This is a genomic window from Pseudomonas sp. Sample_14 (assembly GCF_004307515.1).
GTDB lineage: Bacteria > Pseudomonadota > Gammaproteobacteria > Pseudomonadales > Pseudomonadaceae > Aquipseudomonas > Aquipseudomonas atacamensis.
The window spans coordinates 1,633-22,994 of the sequence record NZ_RCOC01000052.1 but is presented as its reverse complement, the minus strand read 5'-3'; the positions used below and the strand labels follow the sequence as shown (position 1 = coordinate 22,994).

Sequence of the window (21,362 nt, the reverse complement as noted above, 5' to 3'; positions counted from 1 at the left end):
TCAGGCCCGGCGCGGGATGCCATTCCTCGCCGGGCTGTTCGGTCGTCGCGCATCGTTATATTCTGGCATCAACCTACGAAGGGATTTCGCCGTGCGCTGGCTCAGGATTGCCATAAGCTTCACCGTCACGCTGATGACCTTGCTCTGCATGCTCCCGGCCCAGGCCGCGCAAGGCAGTGGCTGGTCGGTATTGCTTGACGATCAGGGCATCCTGCAACTGAGCGACATCCGCTCCGCTCGCTACACCAATCAATTCAGCCCCATCGAGCTTGACCGCCTGACCGCGGCCGAACCCGACGGCGCCCTGTGGCTGCGCTTCAAACTGGCGCCGGGCAAGCACGAACAAGTGCTGCGCATCTTTGCCCCCGACCTGTCCCAACTCAATCTCTACGTGCTCGACGGCGACCGGCTGATCGAGCAACGCAATACCGGCAACGAACGACCGCAGGCCGAACATCCGTTGCCGAGCAGCGATTTCATGCTGCCGCTGCCCCAGGCTGACAAGCCGCTGGACGTCTACGTACGCATGGTTTCCGGCCATCAGCTGCGCCCGCACATCACCCTGCAAGCGGCAATCGAAGGCGCCGCCGATCAGAAGCAGACGCTGATTTTCGGCCTGCTGTTCGGCTGCCTCGCCATGCTCCTGCTGCACAACCTGGTGCGCTACGCCTACTCGCGCTCGCGCAGCAGTCTGTGGCTGGCGATCTGTGAGGGCCTGCTGGGGCTGAGTCTGTTCCTGTTGCTCAACCTCGCCGGTCCGTGGCTGCCGAACTGGCAAGCCATTCAGACGCCGGGCGCTTATCTGGCATTGCTGCTGACGGCTCCAGCCGGGTTGATGTTCGCCCTGCGCTTCTTTGCGCCACTGGGCCAGCACGCGCTGAACAAACTGCTGTGGGGCGACATTCTGTTGATCGTCACGTGCAGCCTGTTGCTGCTGTTCGTCAACACCTTGCCGCTGAACATCATCACCTACGCACTGGTCGCACTGGCCGGCCTGAGCATGTTGCTGGTGGGCTTCTATCACTGGCAAAAAGGCTATCGCCCGGCGCGTCTGTTCGTCGCCGCCATGGTCGTGTTCAACATCGGCACGCTGGTTATCCTGCCGGCGCTGCTGGGGCTGACACTGGTCACGCCGCAAGGCCTGATCATGACGCTGATGGTGTTCATCTGCATCAGCGGCCTGCTGATGAGCATTGCCTTGGGCGAGCGACAGCGCAGCATCACCGAAAGCCGTTTCAGCATCAGCCGCGACCTCGCGGCAAGCAACGCCGAAATCAACGCCAAAGCCGAATTCCTCGCCAAGATCAGCCACGAAATCCGCACACCGATGAACGGTGTACTGGGCATGACCGAGCTGCTGCTGGGCACGCCGCTGTCGGTCAAGCAACGCGATTACGTGCAGACCATCCACAGCGCCGGCAACGAACTGCTGACGCTGATCAACGAGATCCTCGACATCTCCAAGCTCGAATCCGGGCAGATCGAACTCGATGACGTGCAGTTCGACCTCAACGCCTTGATCGATGATTGCCTGAGCATCTACCGGGCCAAGGCCGAGCAACAGAACGTCGAGCTGATCAGCTTCATCCAGCCGCAAGTGCCACGGGTAATCAGCGGCGATCCGACGCGCCTGCGCCAGACCTTGCTGAGCCTGCTGGAAAACGCCCTGAAGAAAACCGAAGAAGGCGAAGTGCTGATCGTCGTTGCCCTGGACGAGCGCAGCAGCAAACCGCGCCTGCGCATTGCCGTGCAGGACAGCGGCGTGCCGATGGAGCCGGAAGAGCGCGAGGCGCTGCTGCACGCCGAATTGCACAGCAAGCACTTCCTCTCGGCCAATCGCCTGGGCGGCAATCTCGGCCTGGTGATTGCGCGCCAACTGATTCGTCTGATGCAAGGCGAGTTCGGCATCAAGAGCGGCGCCACCCAGGGCAGCACTTTGTGGCTGACCTTGCCACTGGACCCGGATCGCCTCGAACATCCGACCTCCGATCTGGACAGCCCGCTGCAGGGCGCGCGGGTGCTGGTGGTCGACGATAACGACACCTGCCGCAAAGTGCTGGTACAGCAATGCAGCGCCTGGGGCCTGAATGTAAGCGCCGTGCCGTCGGGCAAGGAAGCGCTGGCGCTGCTGCGCACCAAGGCGCACCTGCGCGATTACTTCGACGTGGTCCTGCTCGACCAGAACATGCCCGGCATGACCGGCATGCAACTGGCAGCGAAGATCAAGGAAGACCCGAGCCTGAACCACGACATTCTGCTGATCATGCTCACCGGCATCAGCAACGCGCCGAGCAAGATCATTGCGCGCAATTCCGGGATCAAACGGATTCTGGCCAAACCGGTGGCCGGTTATACGCTCAAGACCACGCTGGCGGACGAACTCAATCAGCGCAACAAGGGCCAGGTGGTGTTCCAGCCGCAAGTCGTTACGGCGGCCACAGCGGCCAAGGTGCCGAGCGACTTCCGCATCCTCGTCGCCGAAGACAACACCATTTCGACCAAAGTGATTCGCGGCATGCTCGGCAAGCTCAATCTGCAACCGGACACCGCGAGCAATGGCGAAGAAGCGCTGCAAGCGATGAAGGCCCAGCGTTACGACCTGGTGCTGATGGACTGCGAAATGCCGATCCTCGATGGCTTCTCCGCGACGCAGCAACTGCGCGCCTGGGAAGTCAGCAATCAGCGCATCCGCACACCGATCGTCGCCCTCACCGCGCACATTCTCGCCGAACATAAAGAGCGCGCACGCCAGGCCGGCATGGACGGACACATGTCCAAACCGGTCGAGCTGTCGCAACTGCGTGAACTGATCGAGCATTGGGTCGCCGAACGCGATCAGCAGAACCGGGCCACGACCCAGCCGTCGTAAACCGACAGATTGTCCGGTGCCTGATAGACTCCCCCCGACTCCATCGCCAGTGAGCTTGCATCATGCTCCATGTGTTGTTCAGCGTTTATCTGAAGATGCTGGTGCTCTACAGCCCGTTCTTCGTGTTGTCCTGCTTTATCAGCCTGACCCGTGGCTATTCGCGCAAGGAACAGCGGCGTCTGGCGTGGAAGGTCGCCCTCGCCACACTGATTTCCAGTGTTCTGCTGTATTTGTTCGGGCGGGTGATTTTCGATGTCTTCGGCATCACCGTGGACGCCTTCCGCATCGGTGCCGGCAGCGTGTTGTTCATTTCCGCGCTCGGCATGGCTCAGGGCAAACCGGCGGTGCAGGCCGACAATGTGCAGCAGGACGTGACCATCGTGCCGCTGACCATTCCACTGACGGTCGGCCCCGGCACCATCGGCGCCTTGCTGGTAATGGGCGTCAGCCAGCCGCACTGGGACGACAAGCTCACCGCAATCATGAGTATTGCGCTCGCCAGTTTCACTGTCGGTGTGGTGCTGTACCTGTCCAATCGCATCGAGCGGATTCTCGGCGATCAGGGCTTGCAGATTGTCAGCCGCTTGATGGGATTGTTCGTTTGCGCGCTGGCAGCGCAAATCATCTTTACCGGTGTGAAGGGTTATCTGGTGCCTTGAGCATTGTCGCAGTGCAACCGCGACAACAAACGCCGCGTACGGTCACCGTTCGCGGCGTTTTGTTGTGCATGGCGACCTCAGCGCAGCGCTGCGATCACCGCTGTCAGGCTGACCGTTGCCTCGACACCGCGCGCAGTGGCGAAGGCTTGCAGCCCTTGAGCCAGCGTCAAGGTATGTGGCCGCCCGGCGATGGGCAGCATCAGTAGCAGTGGGCGTTGTCCGTCGAAATTACGCACGATCAGACTGTGTCCGGAGTCCGGATCGGTCAGCACCACATCGTCATCGACCCGTGACATCCACCAATGCCCGCACTCGTCCAGATCCAGATCCAGCAGGCAAGGTTCTGCCGTTTCAGCATCTGTAGCCTGTCGTCCATCGACCACGATGCAGTCCAGGCGCTGGAAGGACGCTTGCGACAGCCGATAACCCGAGGTCTGCGAACCGTAAGCCAGCAGCAGCCTGGCGACGCCTTCGGGCAGCAATGGCTCGATCTCTGTCATGTCATCACCCACCTCGAGCGCCAGGACTTCGGCGTCGCGCTGGGCATAACTGCCGGGCAGCCAGACGCCGTCGTTCGGGCCGGCGCTGAAAATCAACCGGTCGACCGGGTCGAACAGCATCGGCTGCTTCGACCCGCGCGTACCGAGAAATGCCGACCACTGCCCGTCGCTGCGCCCGGCCAGATCGAACAGCCGGTCAAGTTGCGGCAGGTAATACAGGTAGCGTCCGGTTGCACTTGCCACTTGTATGACAGACGCGTGGGCATGTCCGTGCAACAACGCTCGCAGGCGCGCACGTAACTGTTCATCACTCTGACCCGGCACATGAGACCAGCGATTTTCCACGCCAACGATCATTGCCGGCTGGCTATCCAGCAATTGCAGATGCACCCCGTCGAGGGTCTGCGCGACCAGCCCTTCACCCTGGCGTCGCACCTCAGCAAAAGTCCATGACGTCCAGACCTTTTCAGGCCTGCCGAGCGCCTCCGATTTCAGCAAGCGATGGTCCTCGGCAAACACTCCCCGCAGTGCTTCGATCGCCATCAGCGGCTGGCGATAAAGTTGTCCGGTGCTGATTTCAAGCAACCAGACCGCGCTGTTATCCGGGGTCAGACCGAGCAGCGCCAGCTCCTTGCCCTGACCGATATCGGCCACAGCGATTCTGCCATCGACAAACCATGCCGCCAGGAACGCCTGACCTGCCACATCACGTAAACCGAAGATCGGCAACGGCAGCAACGGCGCTTTCGTGGCCAGCGCGGGCAATGCGCTCAACCAATCGGAATGTCGCTGCAACCAACGCTGCCCGACACCGGCGAACCGCAGAATCGACGGCTTATCGGCCTGATCGAGCCACGCCTCATCGCTTCTGTGGGCAAGGGAAGGTACCCCGTACTGAAACACAATCGCGTCGTCGATCGCTGCCGCTGCCGGCACGTCGACGATATCGATTTCGAACAGTCGGCCGTCGTCCTTGGTGGCGATGAAACGCTGATTGGTCTGAGTGACCTCCACCACATCGCGCTCGATCACCACATTCTGCCAATGACCGGCACGGGGTTCGATGCCGCGGCTGATCGTCCGCTCCTGCGGGCTATAGAACAGCACCGCGTTGTTTTCCGAGCTGGACGGCACCAGCATCAACAAGTCCTCGGGCCAGGACCGGTCCTGCCCGGCCTGAATGCACTTGCCCGTCGCCTTGTTCAGCCACGCCCGGTCGCGCCGACGCAACCCGGCATAGCCTTCCACGACAATGAACGGAGCATAAGACCAGCCGCTGCTGCTGGCGGCCGTGTCTGGCGATTCGCGCCTGAACGGGGCATCGATTTGTCGAAGCGCTTCGCGCGGTTCGAACCGATAATCCTCTGCCGCGAAAGTGATCTTGCAAGCCGTCAGCTCCACATCCCGACCGGTGATCCGATACTCGATGGTGGTGGTGCCATGCAACGCTTCTGCCGTCAGCTTCTGCACAATCCGCAGCGCACCATCGGCTTGTTGTTGGCAGCCAATGATCGTCGATCCCATACGCGGATTTTTCAGACGGTAGCGATGCTGGACGGTGCCGGTCAGCACATCGACCCGCCACAGCGATGGATGATCGGGATGATAAAACCACGCATGGCCCGCGCTGACGCCTGCCAGAACCACGCCCTCGTTGACCTCCTGCGGCAGGTTACGTGCGAACAGCACCCGATCCCGCGCGGTGTCGTAATAGCCGGTGGTCACCACTGGCTGGCCCGGCGAATTGAACGGCACTCTGAAGTTACGTAACGGCAAATACGCTGCGGTCAATTGCCCGCTGGTGACCTGAGCGCGCAGATAGCGTAGAACCGGCGCCGGGATGCCGCTGGCTGTCATGTCGGCGCTGCGCAGCTGATCCGCAGCTTTGTTTTCGTAGTCGAGGACAACGCCGATCAGATGCAGGCTGAGGCCTGTCCAGTCGATCCGGAACAGTCCCTCGGCGAGCTCGATGACACCATCGAAACGATTCAACACCAGACCATCGACCAGCATGTCAGGTGCGCTGTCGATGCTGTCCCGTGGCTTTTCCCGAAAACTGACCTGCTCGACCCGGGCCCAGGACGCTTGCACCGTCCACGTCACCCGTTCCCAGCCCTGCGCTTGTTCGAAATTCACCGCCAGCAGGCCTGGCACCAACCGAATCTGGTACTGCCCCTGCGGCGCGGTGATCCGGTAGGCAATCTTCTCGCGCCACTCTGGTGGCAGGTCCGGAACCACCAGTTGGCTGACCTCAGCGCTCAACTGCACCTTGATCGTCGTGACCATGAAGACCGGATGCAGCTTGTAGAGTATGTGCGGCGCAAACGGCGTACTGAACAGGTAGAACACCCGGTTACCGAGCGCGTCATATTCCAGCTGATGTGCCAGACGGTCATGCAACCGCGGATAGCGGGTCGTGGAAAAAGGCACGGCCCCGGCGCTGCCGAGCTGATATTCGTAGCCGAAGTAACAGACGGGTGAACAGGGCAGCACCAGCGCCTCGGGCAAGGTCCCCCAGACGCTGCCGACAGCAGGCCGTTGAAAGGCTCTGGGGATGTTGATCGCGGCATGTCGCCTGGCTGGATCATCGTCGTACTGCGGCAGCTCCAGCGCACTGCCTTTCCATGGGTAAAACTTTTGCCCCTCGAACGCCACCCTTCTGCTGTGCAGATCCACCTCGGTAATCACTGCCAATGACGGGAACTGCAAGACCGCACCAGCGCGTTCGTAAGATTGCTGATAAGCGTCGTGAATCTGCGAGAGGTGCTCGCCAATGGCCGCAGCCTTGTCCATGATCTGCCCGAGATTGCTGGCAACGGCGGTCACCCCGATACCCACGCCCAGTAGCGGCACGGCCAGCGCTGCGGCGAACGCGCCCACCGTTCCGCCCGCTGCCAGAGCGACAAGATCCAGACCCAGCGCCGCCGTGTTGAACGCCAGGGACGTGGAGAACCGCGCTCGCTGCTCATGATTCTCTGCCTGCGTCAGGTTGTAGATGTCGAAGCCGATATTGGCCACGGAAAATGCCACACCAACGCCCGTGGCGGCCTGTCCTGCCAGGAGTGCGGCGAATGAGCCCTGCTGCAACGCCCGCTCGGCCGCTGCTGCCTGACGCACCAGCTGGACGATCTGCACAGCATCGCTGGCGACACCAAAGCCCAGCTGTGCATAACTGACGTACACCTGGATCTGCAGAGCAACGGTCAACGCCGGCACGGTATCGCCAGCGCGGTAATCGCGCTGGCGCATTTCACTGATCAGCGTCTGGATCGCAAAGGCGAAACTCAGCCGGCTGCCACCGTCGTGGTCAGCCGTCTGCACGGGCCGGGCCGCACCGCCCTGCACGAGTCGTTCGACGTATTGCCTGATTTTCTGAAAGCGCGAATCGCGGGTGATCACCGTCAGGGTGTTTTGCGCATTGCGCGGATCGATCAGGGTAATGCTGTGGCCGCCGTCGGCTTTGTTGCCGAGGGTATCGAGCAACGGCACGTAATCACCCGCCACCTTGTGCTCAAGGCGCAAGCGCTCGGTCGCCTGCTCGAACTCGCTGGCCCAGTAGCGTGCATCCAGTTGCGCGAGACTGGCGCCCAGTCGAGCGTTTTCGCCCAGAGATCGGGTGCGGGCCAACGCTTGTTTGTGCCAGATCGACGCTCCCTGCGGATCGGCCAGTGCAACGTTGTGCAGAAAACTGTCCACGCGCAGATCCGATGATAGCCTGCGTTCGGCGATCGCCGAGGTGTCCAGTTCGATCACGTTGAATGGCGCGTTGGCCGCATCGCCCAGACCATAAAGCTTCGCCAGCGCGTTATCGTCTGCGCTCAGATAATGCTCTACGCCACGCTGCAACTGCGCACCATCGGCAAACCCATAGATAGCAAAGTTGGGGTCGTAGAAGCGATAGGCCGCGTGCTCACCGGTTCGCACTTTGGCCAGCAGCAGGGCGTGGTCGCCGGTGTCGAGCAGCAACACCGCAGGTGCCGCACTGGCGTCAAGCGCAGCCATGATGCCGTCCAGGCGTTGCACGCCGCGAGCGCTGCCGACCTCGCCGGTGGGCAAGGCGCGCAGTTCGTCCAGCGCACTGCGCAACGCCCGCGAGCCAAGTTCGTCGGGACTCGCGCTGGCGCTGGCGACATGCCCGACCAACGCCCGCTCCGCCGGCTCGCCAGCTGCAACGGCGGCGCCCATCAGCAGCACCAGCGGATAACAGCGGCGCCCCGGGTCGCCTGCGTTGTGCTGCAACAGATCCTGCGGCAACTGCTTGACCGACACCGCGCCGGCCTTGAAAAAGACGTCACGCACCTGGCCGCTGCGCTGCAAGATCTGCGTGCGAAACTCCTGCCGGGCGCTGCGCTTGATCTGGCCGATACGCTCGCCCCACTGGCGCAGCGTCAGCGGCTCGGACATGGCTTGCACCTTGAGCTCGCGAGTCGTCGATGTGGCCGTCGGCAGGTCGCGTCCCAGCCCGTTCTCGAACGCCGCCGAGCGGCGCTGGCGCACGGCTTTTTCAATCGCATCGTAGCGCGCGAAAGTGCCGTCGCGGTCAGTTGCGATGGCCAGGTCGCGCACCTGTTGCCAGGTATCGGCGAAGCCGCCCTCGTCCACGCTCGTCGCGCCGAAAATCCCCCCGAGCACGACCCGCATCGCGGGGCTCAGTTGCTCCAGCGGCAGCGTGCCGTGGGCGATGCGGCTGAACAGTTCGTTGAGATGGCTGACGGAATCCGCGCCACGGGAGCTCGGCGCCACGACAGGTCCTTGCGCGAGCACCTGTTGGCGGGTGTCGAAGTCGATGACCACGGCTTGATCGAAGGTAACCTCCCCGCTCAGCTTGTCTCGCATCGCTCGGATGAACGGCTCGCCCAGATCATCCATCAAGCGCTGCAGCACCGCGGTCAACAGCACCGGTTTGCCTTCGACAACGGGCCAGCCGCGTTCGAAGGTCAGGCTTCGATCACTGAGCAGGTCGGACAAGCGTCCGGCATAACGGGATTTGAGCTTGCCCTCGGCCCAACGGGCGTGTTCCATCTCCAGCCAGTCTTTTTCCGTGCCCCTGACGATCCAGCCGGAAATGGTTTCCTCTTCGGTATTGACGTTGTAGCCCTCGCGCAAACGCTGTTGCGCCAGCACCTGACGAGTGAAAAACGGATCGCAATTGGCTTCAATGTATTCATGCAATCCGGCGAGGGCCGCGCCGGGGCCGGTGAGCGTTACCGTTCCCCCCGCGTCATTACGAATGCCGTCCTGGTAATAGGTGACAACCGCTTTGAGCAATTGGTAGGCATAAGCTTCATTCCAGTTGGTGAAGTTCGACCTGACCAACATCTCTTCGATGACTGCCGCAGCGACCGTGGTCAGGGTTTCACTGTCGGCCCACCCGGATCCCGAGTTGGCCATGCGTCTTTCAACTTCAGTAAGCACGTCGTAATTAAGCCGAATCACTTGCATGATCGACATCGTCATGCCGCTGCCCGGCTGGGCGATGAAATGTGCATTCATTTCTTCGCCGATTTGCAGCCCCATGCGAAAGCCGTTCTCGCCGGCCTCCACGGTTTGTGGCGGCACGAACAGTTCAAGCACGTCGGGTTTGCTGCGAGCAAAATCCTCGAGAAGTTGTTTATGTTGTTGTGGAAGACTGTCGGTTCTGTCGGGGTAATGCTGTGGATCGCGTCCAGGCATCAACTGCGGGTCATTGTTCAATAGAAGTTGCAGAACACCGATTTTCTGCGTCTGGCTGTAATCGCTGATATCGACACCGCCCAACTTGTCGAGCAGTGGCGGCAGATAATCCATGTCGGTATAACGCCCGCCTTCACGAAGTTCCGCCTGCAAGCGCACTACATCGCTCGCCGCAGCGAAATTGCCACGCATCGACACTTCGCGACGGTAGACGTCCGCCAGCAAGTCATCGGCAAAGGCGTGAGATACATCGCGTAATTGCAGATCCGCGCCAACCATCGCCAGATGGCTGTCCAGGCAGCGCTGACGAAAAGCCTGCAGCGTCGCGCGGTCCTTGCCATAAGCACGCACCATCAGATCGATGCGCGCTTGATCGGCTCGCCCCTTCCACTTCGGCTGGCTGAGGTAGTCGAACATCTGCTGTTTCAACACCCGTGCGCGGTCTTCAATCATCGTCGCCAGTTGCCCGGCATGCTTGAGTGCAGCGCCACCGGACGCCATCGCATCAGCCCTGGCACTGTCGAGAATGACCCGGTTCATCTCGAAAGCCAGCAACGCATCGCTGTCGTACCAAAGGTTGAAGCGGTAACCCTCCGCCGCCATTACCTGGCGCCAGATATTCATGTAATCGCGCTGATTGACACCGACTTCGCTGCCGCCAACCCAAACGAAATGGATAACCTTCGGAACCGGCCGGATCAGCCCCGACAACATTTCCACGGTCGTCGAAAGCCGTGACAGATAACGTTGCAGCCCGCGCGCAATGTCATCGACAGCCACCGGGACAGGGGTTTTCTTGCGTTTGAGCAGCGCTGCAAGTTGCTCTTGAAACAGGCTCGCCAGGGTCAACAACGACACCGGATCGGTCGTTTGACTGGCTTGCTGGTAACAATCGTTCAGCGCTTGGTACTGCGCCGAGGCAGAGAACTCCCGTAACGCCTTGGAGATCACCGAATACTCTTGCGCAGATATGAACGCTCGCCCGAACGAATAATCGTTTTTCAAAGCCATTACACACTCCTTGTTTATTAAATGGCTCATTGACCGCGCACACTTTCGCGCCGCTGCAGAGCGGTAGATTGATTTGAACGACACTCGACAAGTGCTGTGAACACAGCACCCTAGTGGGCGAATACGCGCCACACAAACAACAAGGAATACAAAGCTTGTCCCCGGCAATATCTGATAACACCGGAGCAGTACGCTGTAACGGCAGCGAAATAATTAGCGGACCGGCGCGACCGTCGGGCATAAAAAATGGCCCTGCCCTGTGGGACATGACCATTGTTTATTGCTGGTGGAAAACAATTGAAACTTCAATCGGACTTACAACCGCTCAAACTTTCCCGTCGCTGAGAATTGCATGAGCGGAGGATTTTTCAGGAAAGCGGTTTTTCACCATACCAACGCGGCGTGTACACCCATTCACCGCCCCCGGCACGGGCGAAGGTGCAGGTGGTCGAAGAACCGATCAGCACCATGGTGCGCATGTCCACCTGTTCCGGTGTCAATGCGCCCAGGGTCGTGGTGCGCAGTGTCTGCCCCGGCCGGCCGATGTCCCGACCAAGGACCACCGGTGTTTCAGGCAAGCGGTGCTGCGCAACGATCTCCAGCGCCCGGCCCAACTGCCACGGGCGCGCCCGGGAAATCGGGTTGTAGAACGCCAGGGCCAGATCCGCTTCGGCGGCCAGATCCAGACGTTTCTCGATGATCGCCCACGGCTTGAGGTTGTCCGACAGCGACATCACGCAGAAGTCGTGGCCCAGCGGCGCACCGGCCTGAGCCGCAGTGGCCAGCGAGGCGGAAACGCCGGGGAGGATTTCCAGATCAACGCTGTGCCACGCCGGATCGTCCGATTCGTGCAGGGCTTCGAGCACCGCAGCGGCCATGGCGAATACCCCCGGGTCGCCCGAGGAAACCACGATCACCGAGCGGCCTGCGGCGGCGAGCCTGAAGGCATGGCGGGCACGCTGCATTTCTTCGCGATTGTCGGTGCAGTGCTGCACCTGATCGTCGCGGAACGGGCCGGCCATGCGCACGTAGGTTTCGTAGCCAAGCACATCGGTGGCGCGGGCCAGTTCGGCTTTCACCGCTGGCACCATCAGTTCGGCGGCGCCGGGGCCAAGGCCAATGACCGCGAGGCGACCACGCGGGCGGCCGATCTGCGCGACGTCCAGCGGTTGCTCGGCAATCGCGATCGCCAGATGTTCTGCGCTGATCACCTTCGCCGCAGGCACTGCAACCCGGGCCAACGTCTGAAGATCGTTTTGCGCCGCGACGAAGCGCAGCGGCACGCCCAACTCGAGCGCAGCTTCGCGCAAATTCGATGCGGCCATTTCAGCGTCTGCTGCCACCAGACACGCCAGTGCCGGCACGGCGACGCTGGCCTGTTGCAACGCAGTGCGAATGGCGTTCGGCAGATCCGCCACCTCAGCACTCACCGCCACCGCCACACTGCGCGGGTAGATCAGCAATTCATCGGCACTGGCCACCCGCTGCGCACTGCTCACATGAATCGACCGCTGCGCCTGCGGATCCTGCGGCAACTGCGCCTGATCCAGCCATGGCGCCGCGCCTTCGATGCGCACGCTGTGCCCGGCGAGCAGGTCGGAAACGAAGCGTTTGCCCGACTCCAGATCCGCCAGTGCATAGCCGCTCGGCGGATTGAGCAGGCAGGTGCCAAAGCGCAATTCGCCGCTGGTGGTGATCGCCGGCGCCACTTGCAACGCCGCCGCGATCTCCCGGGCCATGACATTGACCCCACCGAGGCCACCGAGCAACGGCACCACCGCGCTGCCGTCTTCGGCCACCGCCAGCACAGCGGGTTCGGCGCCTTTCTCCAGCAACAGCGGCGCCAGCGTGCGAATGACAATGCCGGCTGCGCACAAGGCAATGATCGGCGTGTCCTGCTGATACAACGCGCGCAGGGTCGCGCCGAATTGCTCATAGCGGCTGTCGGCGCCTTCGACCCGTCCGGCAAGGCCATGGACCTGCGCCGCCGGATAGACCTGCTGAATGCGCCGCGCCGTAGCGAGGCTGCCCTGGCCGAGAATGACGATGGCGGGAGTCGCTTGGCTCATCAACCTTGCCACCGTTCGCCCGGGACGATGATCAGCGAGAAGTACGGCGAGGACATCGGCTCGACCTGATCCATCGGCACGATCTTCTGGTTGGCCATGGTCGCGCGCTCGACATACAGCGCGCGCTCGGCGAGACCGAGTTCTTCCAGCACCTGACGCACCTTGGGAAAGTTGCGTCCCAGTTTCATGATCACCGCCGCATCGGCATCGGCCAGACGCCGCTTCAATTCTTCCTGGGGCAGCACGCCGGAAAGCACCGACAGGCTCTGATTGCGATACACCAGCGGCGCGCCGAGCACCGAAGCGCCGCCGAGCATCGAGCACACGCCGGGCACGACTTCGGCCTCATAACGGCTGGCGAGGCGGTCATGCAGGTACATGTAGGAGCCGTAGAAGAACGGGTCGCCTTCGCAGATCACGGCCACATCGCGGCCGGCATCCAGATGTTCGGCGACCGCCACAGCGGCTTCGTCGTAGAAATCGCTGATGACCTGTTCATAGGACAGCGGCGCCGGCAACGCCTCGGTGGTCACCGGATAGACCAGCGGCAGCAGATTCTGCGCCTCGACCAGATGCGCCTCGATGATGCCGAACGCATTGCCCTTCTTGCCCTTGGCCACGAAATACGCGACCACTGGCGATTCGCGCAGCAGGCGCAAGGCTTTGACGGTGATCAGTTCCGGATCACCGGGGCCGACACCGAGGCCGATCAGACGTCCTTTGGCCTCCATCATTCGATCTCCGTGGCGAGGGCATTGACGGCGGCGGCGGCCATGGCACTGCCGCCCAGGCGACCCTGCATGATCACGAACGGCACGCCGCGACTGTCGGCGGCCAGTGCCGCTTTCGACTCGGCAGCACCGACGAAGCCGACCGGGAAGCCAAGGATCAGTGCCGGTTTTGGCGCGCCGGCGTCGAGCATTTCCAACAAGTAGAACAGCGCGGTCGGTGCGTTGCCGATCACCACCACACTGCCCTCGAGGTGCGGGCGCCACAGCTCCAGCGCGGCGGCCGAGCGGGTGTTGCCCAGCTCACGGGCAAGCTCCGGCACGCTGTCGTCGCGCAAAGTGCAGATCACTTGGTTATTGGCCGGCAGGCGCGCGCGGGTCACGCCTTCGGAGACCATCCGCGCGTCGCAGAGAATCGGCGCACCGGCCGCCAGAGCATCGCGCCCGGCCTTGCCCGCGCCCTCGGAGAATTGCAGACCGTCGACGGCCTCGACCATGCCGCAGGCGTGGATCACCCGCACCGCCAGTTTCTCCAGATCGGCGGGAATGCGCGCCAGATTGGCCTCGCGGCGAATGATCGCGAAGGAGTTGCGATAGATCTCCTGACCGTCGCGGATGTAATCAAGCATCAAGGGGGCTCCGGGAGCGGGCGTCGAGCAGGGTCGCGACCGCTTCAATAGTAAGGTTGCAGGCGTGCAGCGTGCCGAATCCGGGCTGTGCTGCATCGCGAAAATAGAGGTCGTAATGACCGGGGGCGACGGCCAGCAGCGTGGCTGGCGCGCAATGGGCGGCGGCGCAGGAGCGCGAGCAGCCCGACAGGTGCACGCTGAGCCCTGCGGGCAGCAAAGGTGCCAGTTGCCGGGCATCCTGCTTGGTGTCGGCAAGGCCTTTGCCGCAGCCATCGGCGCCGGTGCAGGCGATCAGCCTTGTCAGCGGTTCGGCGTCGGTCGTCAGCAGGCCCAACGCCCGCAACTGCTCAAGCACGTTGTCGGTATCCGTGGCTTTCACGTTCGGCAGCAGCAGGCTCTGCCACGGCGTGAAGCGCAGACTGCCATCGCCAGACTGTCGGGCCAGTTGCGCCGCGCCACGCAGCATCGCCGGATCGAGACGGCCCAGTGGCGGCACCGCGACGACGTAGCAGCGGCCTTGCGTGTTCTGCTGATGAGCGCCGATGTGCAGCGCGTCTGCCGACGCCGGGCGCTGCCAATTGCTGATTGCCTTGAGCGATACGCGCTCGCGCAACGATTCCAGAAACGCGAGCCTGGGCAACTCATCGAGCAGATGGCGCATCCGTGTTTGCTCTGGCCGGGCCAGGTCGAGGAACAGTTCCAGCGCGGCGACCACCAGCGCATGAGCGTTGTCCTGAGTCACAGCGCCGAGAGGCCGATCGATTGGGCAACCGGCCAGACCGAATGCCCAGAGGACTTCGCCGTCACGCTCGAATGCCGACAGCCACAGATCGTGCGGATGTTCGAGCATCGCCAGCGCTTCGCCGCCATCGAGCTGCACGGCGAACTTGGCGCTCAACTCATGGAAGCGCGGATGGCTTTGCAAGGTGTCGAGGATTTGCCCTGCGAGCGAGCGCGTGTCGATCAGCATCTGCCGATCGATGCCGGCGGCCGGGCTGAGCATCAGATTGCGCACATCGTCGCCGGCAGCGTTCTTTGGCCCGAGGCCAGCGGCCAGCAAGCGCTCGATCAGCGCTGCCGATTGCGCACCGATGCCGCGAATCTGCAGATTGCCGCGATTGGTCGCTTCGATCGCACCGCTCGAAAACGCTTCGGCGGCAGCGGCCACCGCATCGGCCTGATCCGCGCTGATCGAACCGCCATCAAGCTTGATCCGGCAGATACCGCCGTCCAGTGCCTGGACGATACGCAGCAACCCCGGGCAGGCCGAGGGGCGTAAGGCAGTGGACATCGGGCGTTCGTTCAAGGGGCTGACCAGTTGTGTGGCAGAAGCGCTTCGCGGGCGAAGGCGCGGTATTATGCCTGCTTTGCCCACCGGTATGAAAAGTCTGCCCTCTGTCTCGACCGGTGGGGCAGGCAGGCTTCAGTTGTTGCCTCTGCCGCGCTCTCAGGTCAGGGCGATAATCTGCTTTTCGCGCCGCTCACCCAATAACGCGATAATCCTGGCTCTCGAGAAACAGTAATCATCGGCATCTATAAGAGCCTTGTAGCAATCAACAGCAAGGTTGCCCACTATCTGCTCAGCATTGAAGCGTCGCTCAAGCACATTGCCCGGAACAGGCTCTTTGACGGCAAACGAAATGACGACCATCGTAAGCGTCGATTCCGCAGATACGCTGCCAAGCGTGAAGCGAATCGACTTGCCCTCTTGCAGAATATTTCGCTGAAGCAACTCAAGGGCCGCACCGTTGCTCTCCAGTTGCGAGGTCAGATTGGCAATTACCTGTTGGTTCAAAACTGCCGGCGCCCATCCTTGCAAGAGTTCTTGAGTCAACTCCAGCAGAGTAAAAGTATCGGGCGTAGTGACCGGCGCGCTGATAACCGGATCGTCGAAAAACAAAGCACCGGTGACTTTCAAAGCCGTTTTATTGGCGTCATTCCATGCATCGCATTCAACAGCATCGGGAACTTTATGCGAGGCGACCGTTTGTGAGTAAAGCAGCGCATCGAGACTGTCGTCAATGTCAGATGCCGACAGCTCTTTACTCACCAGCACTAATGCCCCTGCACATACGAAAACCTTCGAAATCGCGAACATTTGCATCTCCCACAAAAAAAACCAGAGGCTTGCGCCTCTGGCATTAATCACTTTCAGACCGATTGGCCAAATTCGTAGCTGAGCGCTTTCTCACGCTGCTCAGTCAGAGCCTTGACAATCAACGGTTCTACCATTGCATAGTCTTCCTCATCCATATACATCGTGGCGCCGGCGTTATAAATCTCCACAGCAGATGTAGCCCACTCTACAAACAGTACTTTGGTAGGTTGAGCCGAAGCCAGATATTGCACAGCAGCGATTGCCAGGGTGATACCACCTTCATCATCCTGCGAAGCCGCACTCATGCAAAAATTGCCACCTTCGGCTTTCTTCGAGTTGTTCTCGAACAGCGTCAGGGCCTGTGGTTCATTTTTCAGCGCATCCATGGTCGCATCTGCCACAGTGGACAATAATTTAAGGGCTGCCTGGCCCTGTCCTACTGCTGCACTAACAGCGGTATGCAGAACAGACAGGACAACATTATCCATGGTCAGTTTTTGCGAAGTAGCGGTATATCGATTATAAGGCTGGCTGAAAGCAAACCAGCCAGCCAGTTTCATCAATCGCATAAACTCGTTATAGCGCTGTTCCTTTTGGCTGGAGGCCGGATACTTGAGCAAGGCAACCAGATCGGCATACATGTAGGTGTTTTTAACGATTCGCTTGCTGCGCTTGGACATGCTTGCATCAAAACCTGCAATACCCGAGCCCATGATTGCAGCATTCAGTTCATCTTTATCAATCGGCAAGCTACTGCCAACACTTGCCGAACGCGAGCGCAGCACTGGCTGCGAAGCGATAAAGTCATTGGTTTGCGCAATCAAACTAAACCGCTCAACAGCGGAGATTACATCTTTATTCAGCTCAGTCATAAATGGATTCCTTTCTTGGTTAAAACACCGACTTGGTGTGGAAAACAAATTAATCACAGCGCCGGAGTTAATCAAATCGAAAATCCATGCATTTAATTTCAGACCATCATACAAACCAGCAAACAAAGCTCTCCAACTAACATCAAGCGCCCCGAGCCAACTCAATTTCACGCGTGCGCATATCAAGTACTGCTGCAGCCAACTGAAGCCGATTTTCATTTATCGCGGCAGACCTGATCAAGAAGCGCCTGGAGCGGATATCAAGCTCCGAACCCGTATGCTGAATAGTCCAGAACAAATAGGTAGAGGGCCACTTCGCGTCAAGCAAGCGAACATTACTGATGACAATTTCCAATTCCCTATTGAAATTGTACTGAGCAGGGGAAAAACGAAAATCGCTCCATTCCCGAGCGCCACCTCTAAATACATCTATTGCATCTGAATGTGTCTCAAGCATATGGAACGCTTCCTTCATTAGCCCGACTTTCTCCCGACTTAGTTGTTGCGACAAGGATCGCGCCCAGACGTCCAGCGCATTGCCGGTAAAGTTCTTGTCAACATGGATTACCGGAGCCTGCTCCAGGCTCCAGCCGACAGACCAAAGCACCCCAGAATAATATTCGAACCAAGCAGCTGGTTCACTGTTTCTGTTATGACGCAAATCGGCTCTGTATTCTGCCCAGCGCATACTGTCTTTGACGAATCGTTTGTCTTCCGGCGTCAACCCGGAAAAGAAGGACAACAGATTATTCCCCATCACTGTCGCACTGCCTTGGTTGGGCAGTGCCGAGATACTGTTCAAAACATCGCTCATTTCAATTATCCATTCGATTATTCAACTTACTAAAAAAGTACCTTCCAGATATTCACAAGTACTTCCAGCGGAACGCCGATTCAATACTTGCGAAGAACTCGAAAAATCACAAAAAACAATGTAAACATTCAATGTCGGCGCTCCTGAAAAAAGGACAGCAGCCAGTTATCGATTGTCGCGTTATCATGTCGCCCGCTTCGCTGGACGCAGGATCTGGAGTATGAAATGGGCGATTGGCTGACCGTTGTGGGTATTGGTGAAGACGGCTTCAAGGGCCTGGGCAAGAATGCCCGGCGTGCTCTGCTGGGCGCTTCGCGGATCGTCGGCGGCCAGCGTCAGCTGGACCTGCTGCCGCCGTGCATCGGCGGCGAGCGGCAATTGTGGCCGAGTCCGTTTTCCCTCGCGCCAGTGCTCGAGTCGCGTGGCGAGCCGGTCTGCGTGCTGGCCAGCGGTGATCCGATGTTTTACGGCGTCGGTGCCAGTCTGGCGCGTCATGTGCCGAGCGCCGAGATGGCGATCATCCCCGCCCCTTCGTCCTGCGCATTGGCGGCGGCGCGCCTGGGCTGGCCGTTGCAAGAGGTGACGGTTGTGTCGCTGGTGGCGCGTCCGCTGGCGGCGCTCAATGCGCATCTGTTCAGCGGCGTGCGTCTGTTGCTGCTGAGCAATGACGGCAGCAGCCCGGCAGCCGCTGCGCAATTGCTGTGCGAGCGTGGTTTCGGCGCAAGTCGCATGACTGTTCTGGAACATCTGGGCGGCGACACCGAACGACGTATCGAACGCAGCGCCAGGGAATGGGGCGATGCGGCGGTCGCCGACCTCAACGTAGTCGCTGTCGAGTGCCTGGCCGACCCCGGTGTTACCGGCCTGTCGCGCCTCGCCGGCTTGCCCGATTCGGCGTTCCGTCACGACGGCCAGTTGACCAAGCGCGACGTGCGCGCCATCACCCTCGCCCGCCTGGCGCCGAAGCCCGGCGAACTGCTCTGGGATGTCGGCGCCGGCAGCGGCTCGATCGGCATCGAGTGGATGCGTGCGCACCCGAGCTGTCGTGCCATGGCGGTCGAGGCCGACGAGGGCCGTCAGCAATTGATCGAACACAACCGCGATGCGCTGGGCGTACCCGGCCTGCAACTGATTCGTGGCAAGGCGCCGCAAGCACTGGATAACCTCGAACGGCCGGACGCTGTTTTTATCGGCGGCGGCGTCACCCGTGAGGGTGTATTCGAAACCTGCTGGGACCGGCTCAAGCCCGGCGGCCGATTGGTGGCCAACGCCGTGACCCTGCAAAGCGAAGTCACCCTGATGCATTGGCGCGAACAATACGGCGGTGAGCTGACGCGCATCCATGTCGCCCAGGCGCAGCCGCTCGGCGAGTTCGACACTTGGCGTCAGGCGTTGCCGATCACCCTGCTGGAACTGGTCAAACCCCTCGATGCGTGACGAAACCGCCGAACAACCCGCGCCCCTGCGCAGCGGCCTCACCACCGGCAGCTGCGCCACCGCCACCAGCCTCGCCGCCGCGCGCCTGTTGCTCACCGGCATCGCTGCCGACGCGGTGCACATCACTTTGCCCAAGGGCAAACAGGTGCAGATGCGCCTGGAGTTCTGCCGACTGAGCGAAGACGGCGCCGAAGCCGGGACGATCAAGGATGCCGGCGATGACCCTGACGTCACCCACGGTGCCCTGCTTTATTCACAGGTGCGACTGTGCGCCGAACCGGGAATTCGCTTCAACGCCGGTGTCGGCGTCGGCACGGTGACCCGACCGGGTCTGGTATTGGCCGTCGGCGAGCCGGCGATCAATCCGGTGCCACGCAAAATGATCAGTGATCACCTGGCCTTGCTCGCCGCCGAAACCGGCTACGGTGGCGGCTTCGAGGTCACGGTCAATGTCGAGGGCGGCGCAGAACTGGCGCTGAAAACCATGAATCCACGGCTGGGCATTCTTGGCGGCCTGTCGATCCTCGGTACCAGCGGCATCGTCCGGCCATTTTCCTGCGCCGCTTACATCGCCTCGATTCATCAGGGCATCGACGTAGCGAAAACCAACGGTTATCTGCACATCGCCGCGTGCACCGGCAACGCCAGCGAAGACACCATGCGCCGGGTCTATGACCTGCCGGAAATAGCCCTGATCGAAATGGGTGACTTTGTCGGCGCGGTGCTCAAGCATCTGCGCAAAGTACCTGTGGATAAACTCAGCCTGTGCGGCGGCTTCGGCAAGATCAGCAAACTCGCCGCCGGGCATATGGATCTGCACTCACGGCATTCGAGCATCGACTTGCCGCAACTGGCCGAGTGGGCGGCGGCGATTGGCGCGGATGCGGCATTGCAACAAGGCATTCGCGAAGCCAATACCAGCCAACAAGCCCTGGCCATGGCCAGTGCGGCGGGCATTGCTTTGGGGGATGAGGTTTGTCGCCATGCGCTGGATTTCGCTCGCAGCGTAGTGCCGGCGCAGGTCCAGGTCGAGGTGTTTGCCATTGATCGTCAGGGCGGGGTTGTCGGGCACGCCGGAGGTTTCGTATGAAGCGGGTCTTGCTGCTCGGCGGTGTCACTGAGGCGCTGGCGATTGCCCGCACGCTCGGCCCACAACATATCTACAGCCTCGCCGGCGTTGGCCGGGTGCCGAGCGATTTGCGCTGCCAGGTTCGGGTCGGCGGCTATGGCGGCGCGGAGGGTCTGGCGCAGTTCATCGCCGATGAAGGTGTCGATCTGCTGCTCGACGCCACGCACCCGTACGCCGCACAAATCAGCGCCAACGCCGCCCGCGCGGCACAGCTTGCCGGCATTCCCTGCTGGGCCTTGCGCCGCCCCGCCTGGCAGCCGCAAGCAGGCGATGACTGGCGCGAGGTCAGTGACTGGGCCGAACTGATCACAGCGCTGCAACCGTTCCACCGCCCGCTGTTCACCCTCGGCCGTGAACCGCTGCAACACCTCGACGAAATCCCCACCCACCAGTTCTGGACCCTGCGCGCCCTCGACGTTTATCCCGGCAATACGCGCTGCGAAGTGATCGGCGCCCGTGGGCCGTTTCTGCTGGAAGACGAGCGAGCGCTGTTCGAGCGCCGGCAGATCGATGTATTGATCAGCAAGAACAGCGGCAGCAGCGCCACCGAGCCGAAGCTCGAAGTGGCGCGCGAGCGCGGCGTGCCGGTGCTGGTGTTGAAGCGCCCGGGGTTGCCGGGGGTTGATCAGGAGTTTGAATCAGTCGCTGAAGTCCTCGCTGCCCTTTCCCACTGAATCGGCACGGCCCTTTGTGGGAGCGAGCCTGCTCGCGAATACGTCCGCACCGGCAGCCCATCAGTGCCTGACAAATCGCTTTCGCGAGCAGGCTCGCTCCCACAGGAACCGTGGATGTTGCTGATATCTGTGCACACTCACAAAATTTGTGGGAGCGGGCTTGCCCGCGAAGGCGTCAGGTCTGGCACTGCAAATTCAAG

The 21,362-nt window shown here is 61.1% G+C and carries 13 protein-coding genes; 5 read left to right on the top strand and 8 right to left on the bottom strand.

All coding sequences use genetic code 11. The features are described from left to right. Nucleotides 1–91: 91 nt before the first annotated feature. Both D8U61_RS11780 and D8U61_RS11775 read left to right on the top strand, forming a co-directional pair. Nucleotides 92–2,869, top strand: coding sequence for a hybrid sensor histidine kinase/response regulator (locus D8U61_RS11780; protein ID WP_038861141.1), 2,778 nt, complete (start codon nucleotides 92–94; stop codon nucleotides 2,867–2,869). Between the two features lie 62 nt (nucleotides 2,870–2,931). Beyond that, nucleotides 2,932–3,528 carry a MarC family protein gene (locus D8U61_RS11775; RefSeq protein ID WP_016771870.1) on the top strand — a complete coding sequence of 199 codons (597 nt, stop codon included), beginning with the start codon at nucleotides 2,932–2,934 and terminating at the stop codon, nucleotides 3,526–3,528. Nucleotides 3,529–3,605: 77 nt separating this feature from the next. On the opposite strand, the gene D8U61_RS11770 is transcribed toward D8U61_RS11775, so the two are convergent. The 8 genes from D8U61_RS11770 to D8U61_RS11735 form a co-directional block, all read right to left on the bottom strand. After that, complete coding sequence (locus D8U61_RS11770; protein WP_130926978.1) at nucleotides 3,606–10,712, bottom strand: TcdA/TcdB pore-forming domain-containing protein; 7,107 nt, start codon at nucleotides 10,710–10,712, stop codon at nucleotides 3,606–3,608. Nucleotides 10,713–11,080: 368 nt separating this feature from the next. Then, a complete protein-coding gene (cobJ, locus tag D8U61_RS11765) occupies nucleotides 11,081–12,781 on the bottom strand; it encodes a precorrin-3B C(17)-methyltransferase (protein WP_130926977.1) in 1,701 nt (566 codons plus the stop codon). Further along, nucleotides 12,781–13,512 carry a precorrin-2 C(20)-methyltransferase gene (locus D8U61_RS11760; RefSeq protein WP_051600374.1) on the bottom strand — a complete coding sequence of 244 codons (732 nt, stop codon included), beginning with the start codon at nucleotides 13,510–13,512 and terminating at the stop codon, nucleotides 12,781–12,783. Before D8U61_RS11760 ends, cobJ begins: the two co-directional genes overlap by 1 nt. Beyond that, a complete protein-coding gene (locus D8U61_RS11755; RefSeq protein ID WP_024011415.1) occupies nucleotides 13,512–14,138 on the bottom strand; it encodes a precorrin-8X methylmutase in 627 nt (208 codons plus the stop codon). Before D8U61_RS11755 ends, D8U61_RS11760 begins: the two co-directional genes overlap by 1 nt. Beyond that, nucleotides 14,131–15,429 carry a precorrin-3B synthase gene (gene cobG / locus D8U61_RS11750; protein WP_130887119.1) on the bottom strand — a complete coding sequence of 433 codons (1,299 nt, stop codon included), beginning with the start codon at nucleotides 15,427–15,429 and terminating at the stop codon, nucleotides 14,131–14,133. The genes D8U61_RS11755 and cobG overlap by 8 nt, the downstream gene beginning before the upstream one ends. A 156-nt stretch (nucleotides 15,430–15,585) precedes the next feature. Next, the gene (locus tag D8U61_RS11745; protein ID WP_130926976.1) at nucleotides 15,586–16,236 is read right to left on the bottom strand and encodes a hypothetical protein; all 651 of its coding nucleotides are present in this window, start codon (nucleotides 16,234–16,236) and stop codon (nucleotides 15,586–15,588) included. Between the two features lie 53 nt (nucleotides 16,237–16,289). Continuing rightward, nucleotides 16,290–17,327 carry a hypothetical protein gene (locus D8U61_RS11740; RefSeq protein ID WP_130926975.1) on the bottom strand — a complete coding sequence of 346 codons (1,038 nt, stop codon included), beginning with the start codon at nucleotides 17,325–17,327 and terminating at the stop codon, nucleotides 16,290–16,292. Beyond that, nucleotides 17,251–17,922: a hypothetical protein gene (locus D8U61_RS11735; protein WP_130926974.1), complete on the bottom strand. Its 672-nt coding sequence runs from the start codon at nucleotides 17,920–17,922 to the stop codon at nucleotides 17,251–17,253. The genes D8U61_RS11740 and D8U61_RS11735 overlap by 77 nt, the downstream gene beginning before the upstream one ends. Before the next feature lie 225 nt (nucleotides 17,923–18,147). On the opposite strand from D8U61_RS11735, the gene cbiE reads away from it, so the two are divergent. From cbiE to D8U61_RS11720, 3 genes are read left to right on the top strand one after another with little or no spacing between them, the layout of a single operon-like run. Beyond that, nucleotides 18,148–19,359, top strand: a complete 1,212-nt coding sequence (gene cbiE, locus D8U61_RS11730; RefSeq protein WP_130926973.1) for a precorrin-6y C5,15-methyltransferase (decarboxylating) subunit CbiE — start codon at nucleotides 18,148–18,150, stop codon at nucleotides 19,357–19,359. After that, nucleotides 19,352–20,449: a cobalt-precorrin-5B (C(1))-methyltransferase gene (locus tag D8U61_RS11725; RefSeq protein ID WP_130926972.1), complete on the top strand. Its 1,098-nt coding sequence runs from the start codon at nucleotides 19,352–19,354 to the stop codon at nucleotides 20,447–20,449. The genes cbiE and D8U61_RS11725 overlap by 8 nt, the downstream gene beginning before the upstream one ends. After that, nucleotides 20,446–21,162 (top strand): cobalt-precorrin-6A reductase, encoded by a 717-nt coding sequence (locus D8U61_RS11720; RefSeq protein WP_130926971.1) that lies wholly within the window; start codon nucleotides 20,446–20,448, stop codon nucleotides 21,160–21,162. Before D8U61_RS11725 ends, D8U61_RS11720 begins: the two co-directional genes overlap by 4 nt. Nucleotides 21,163–21,362: the final 200 nt, after the last annotated feature.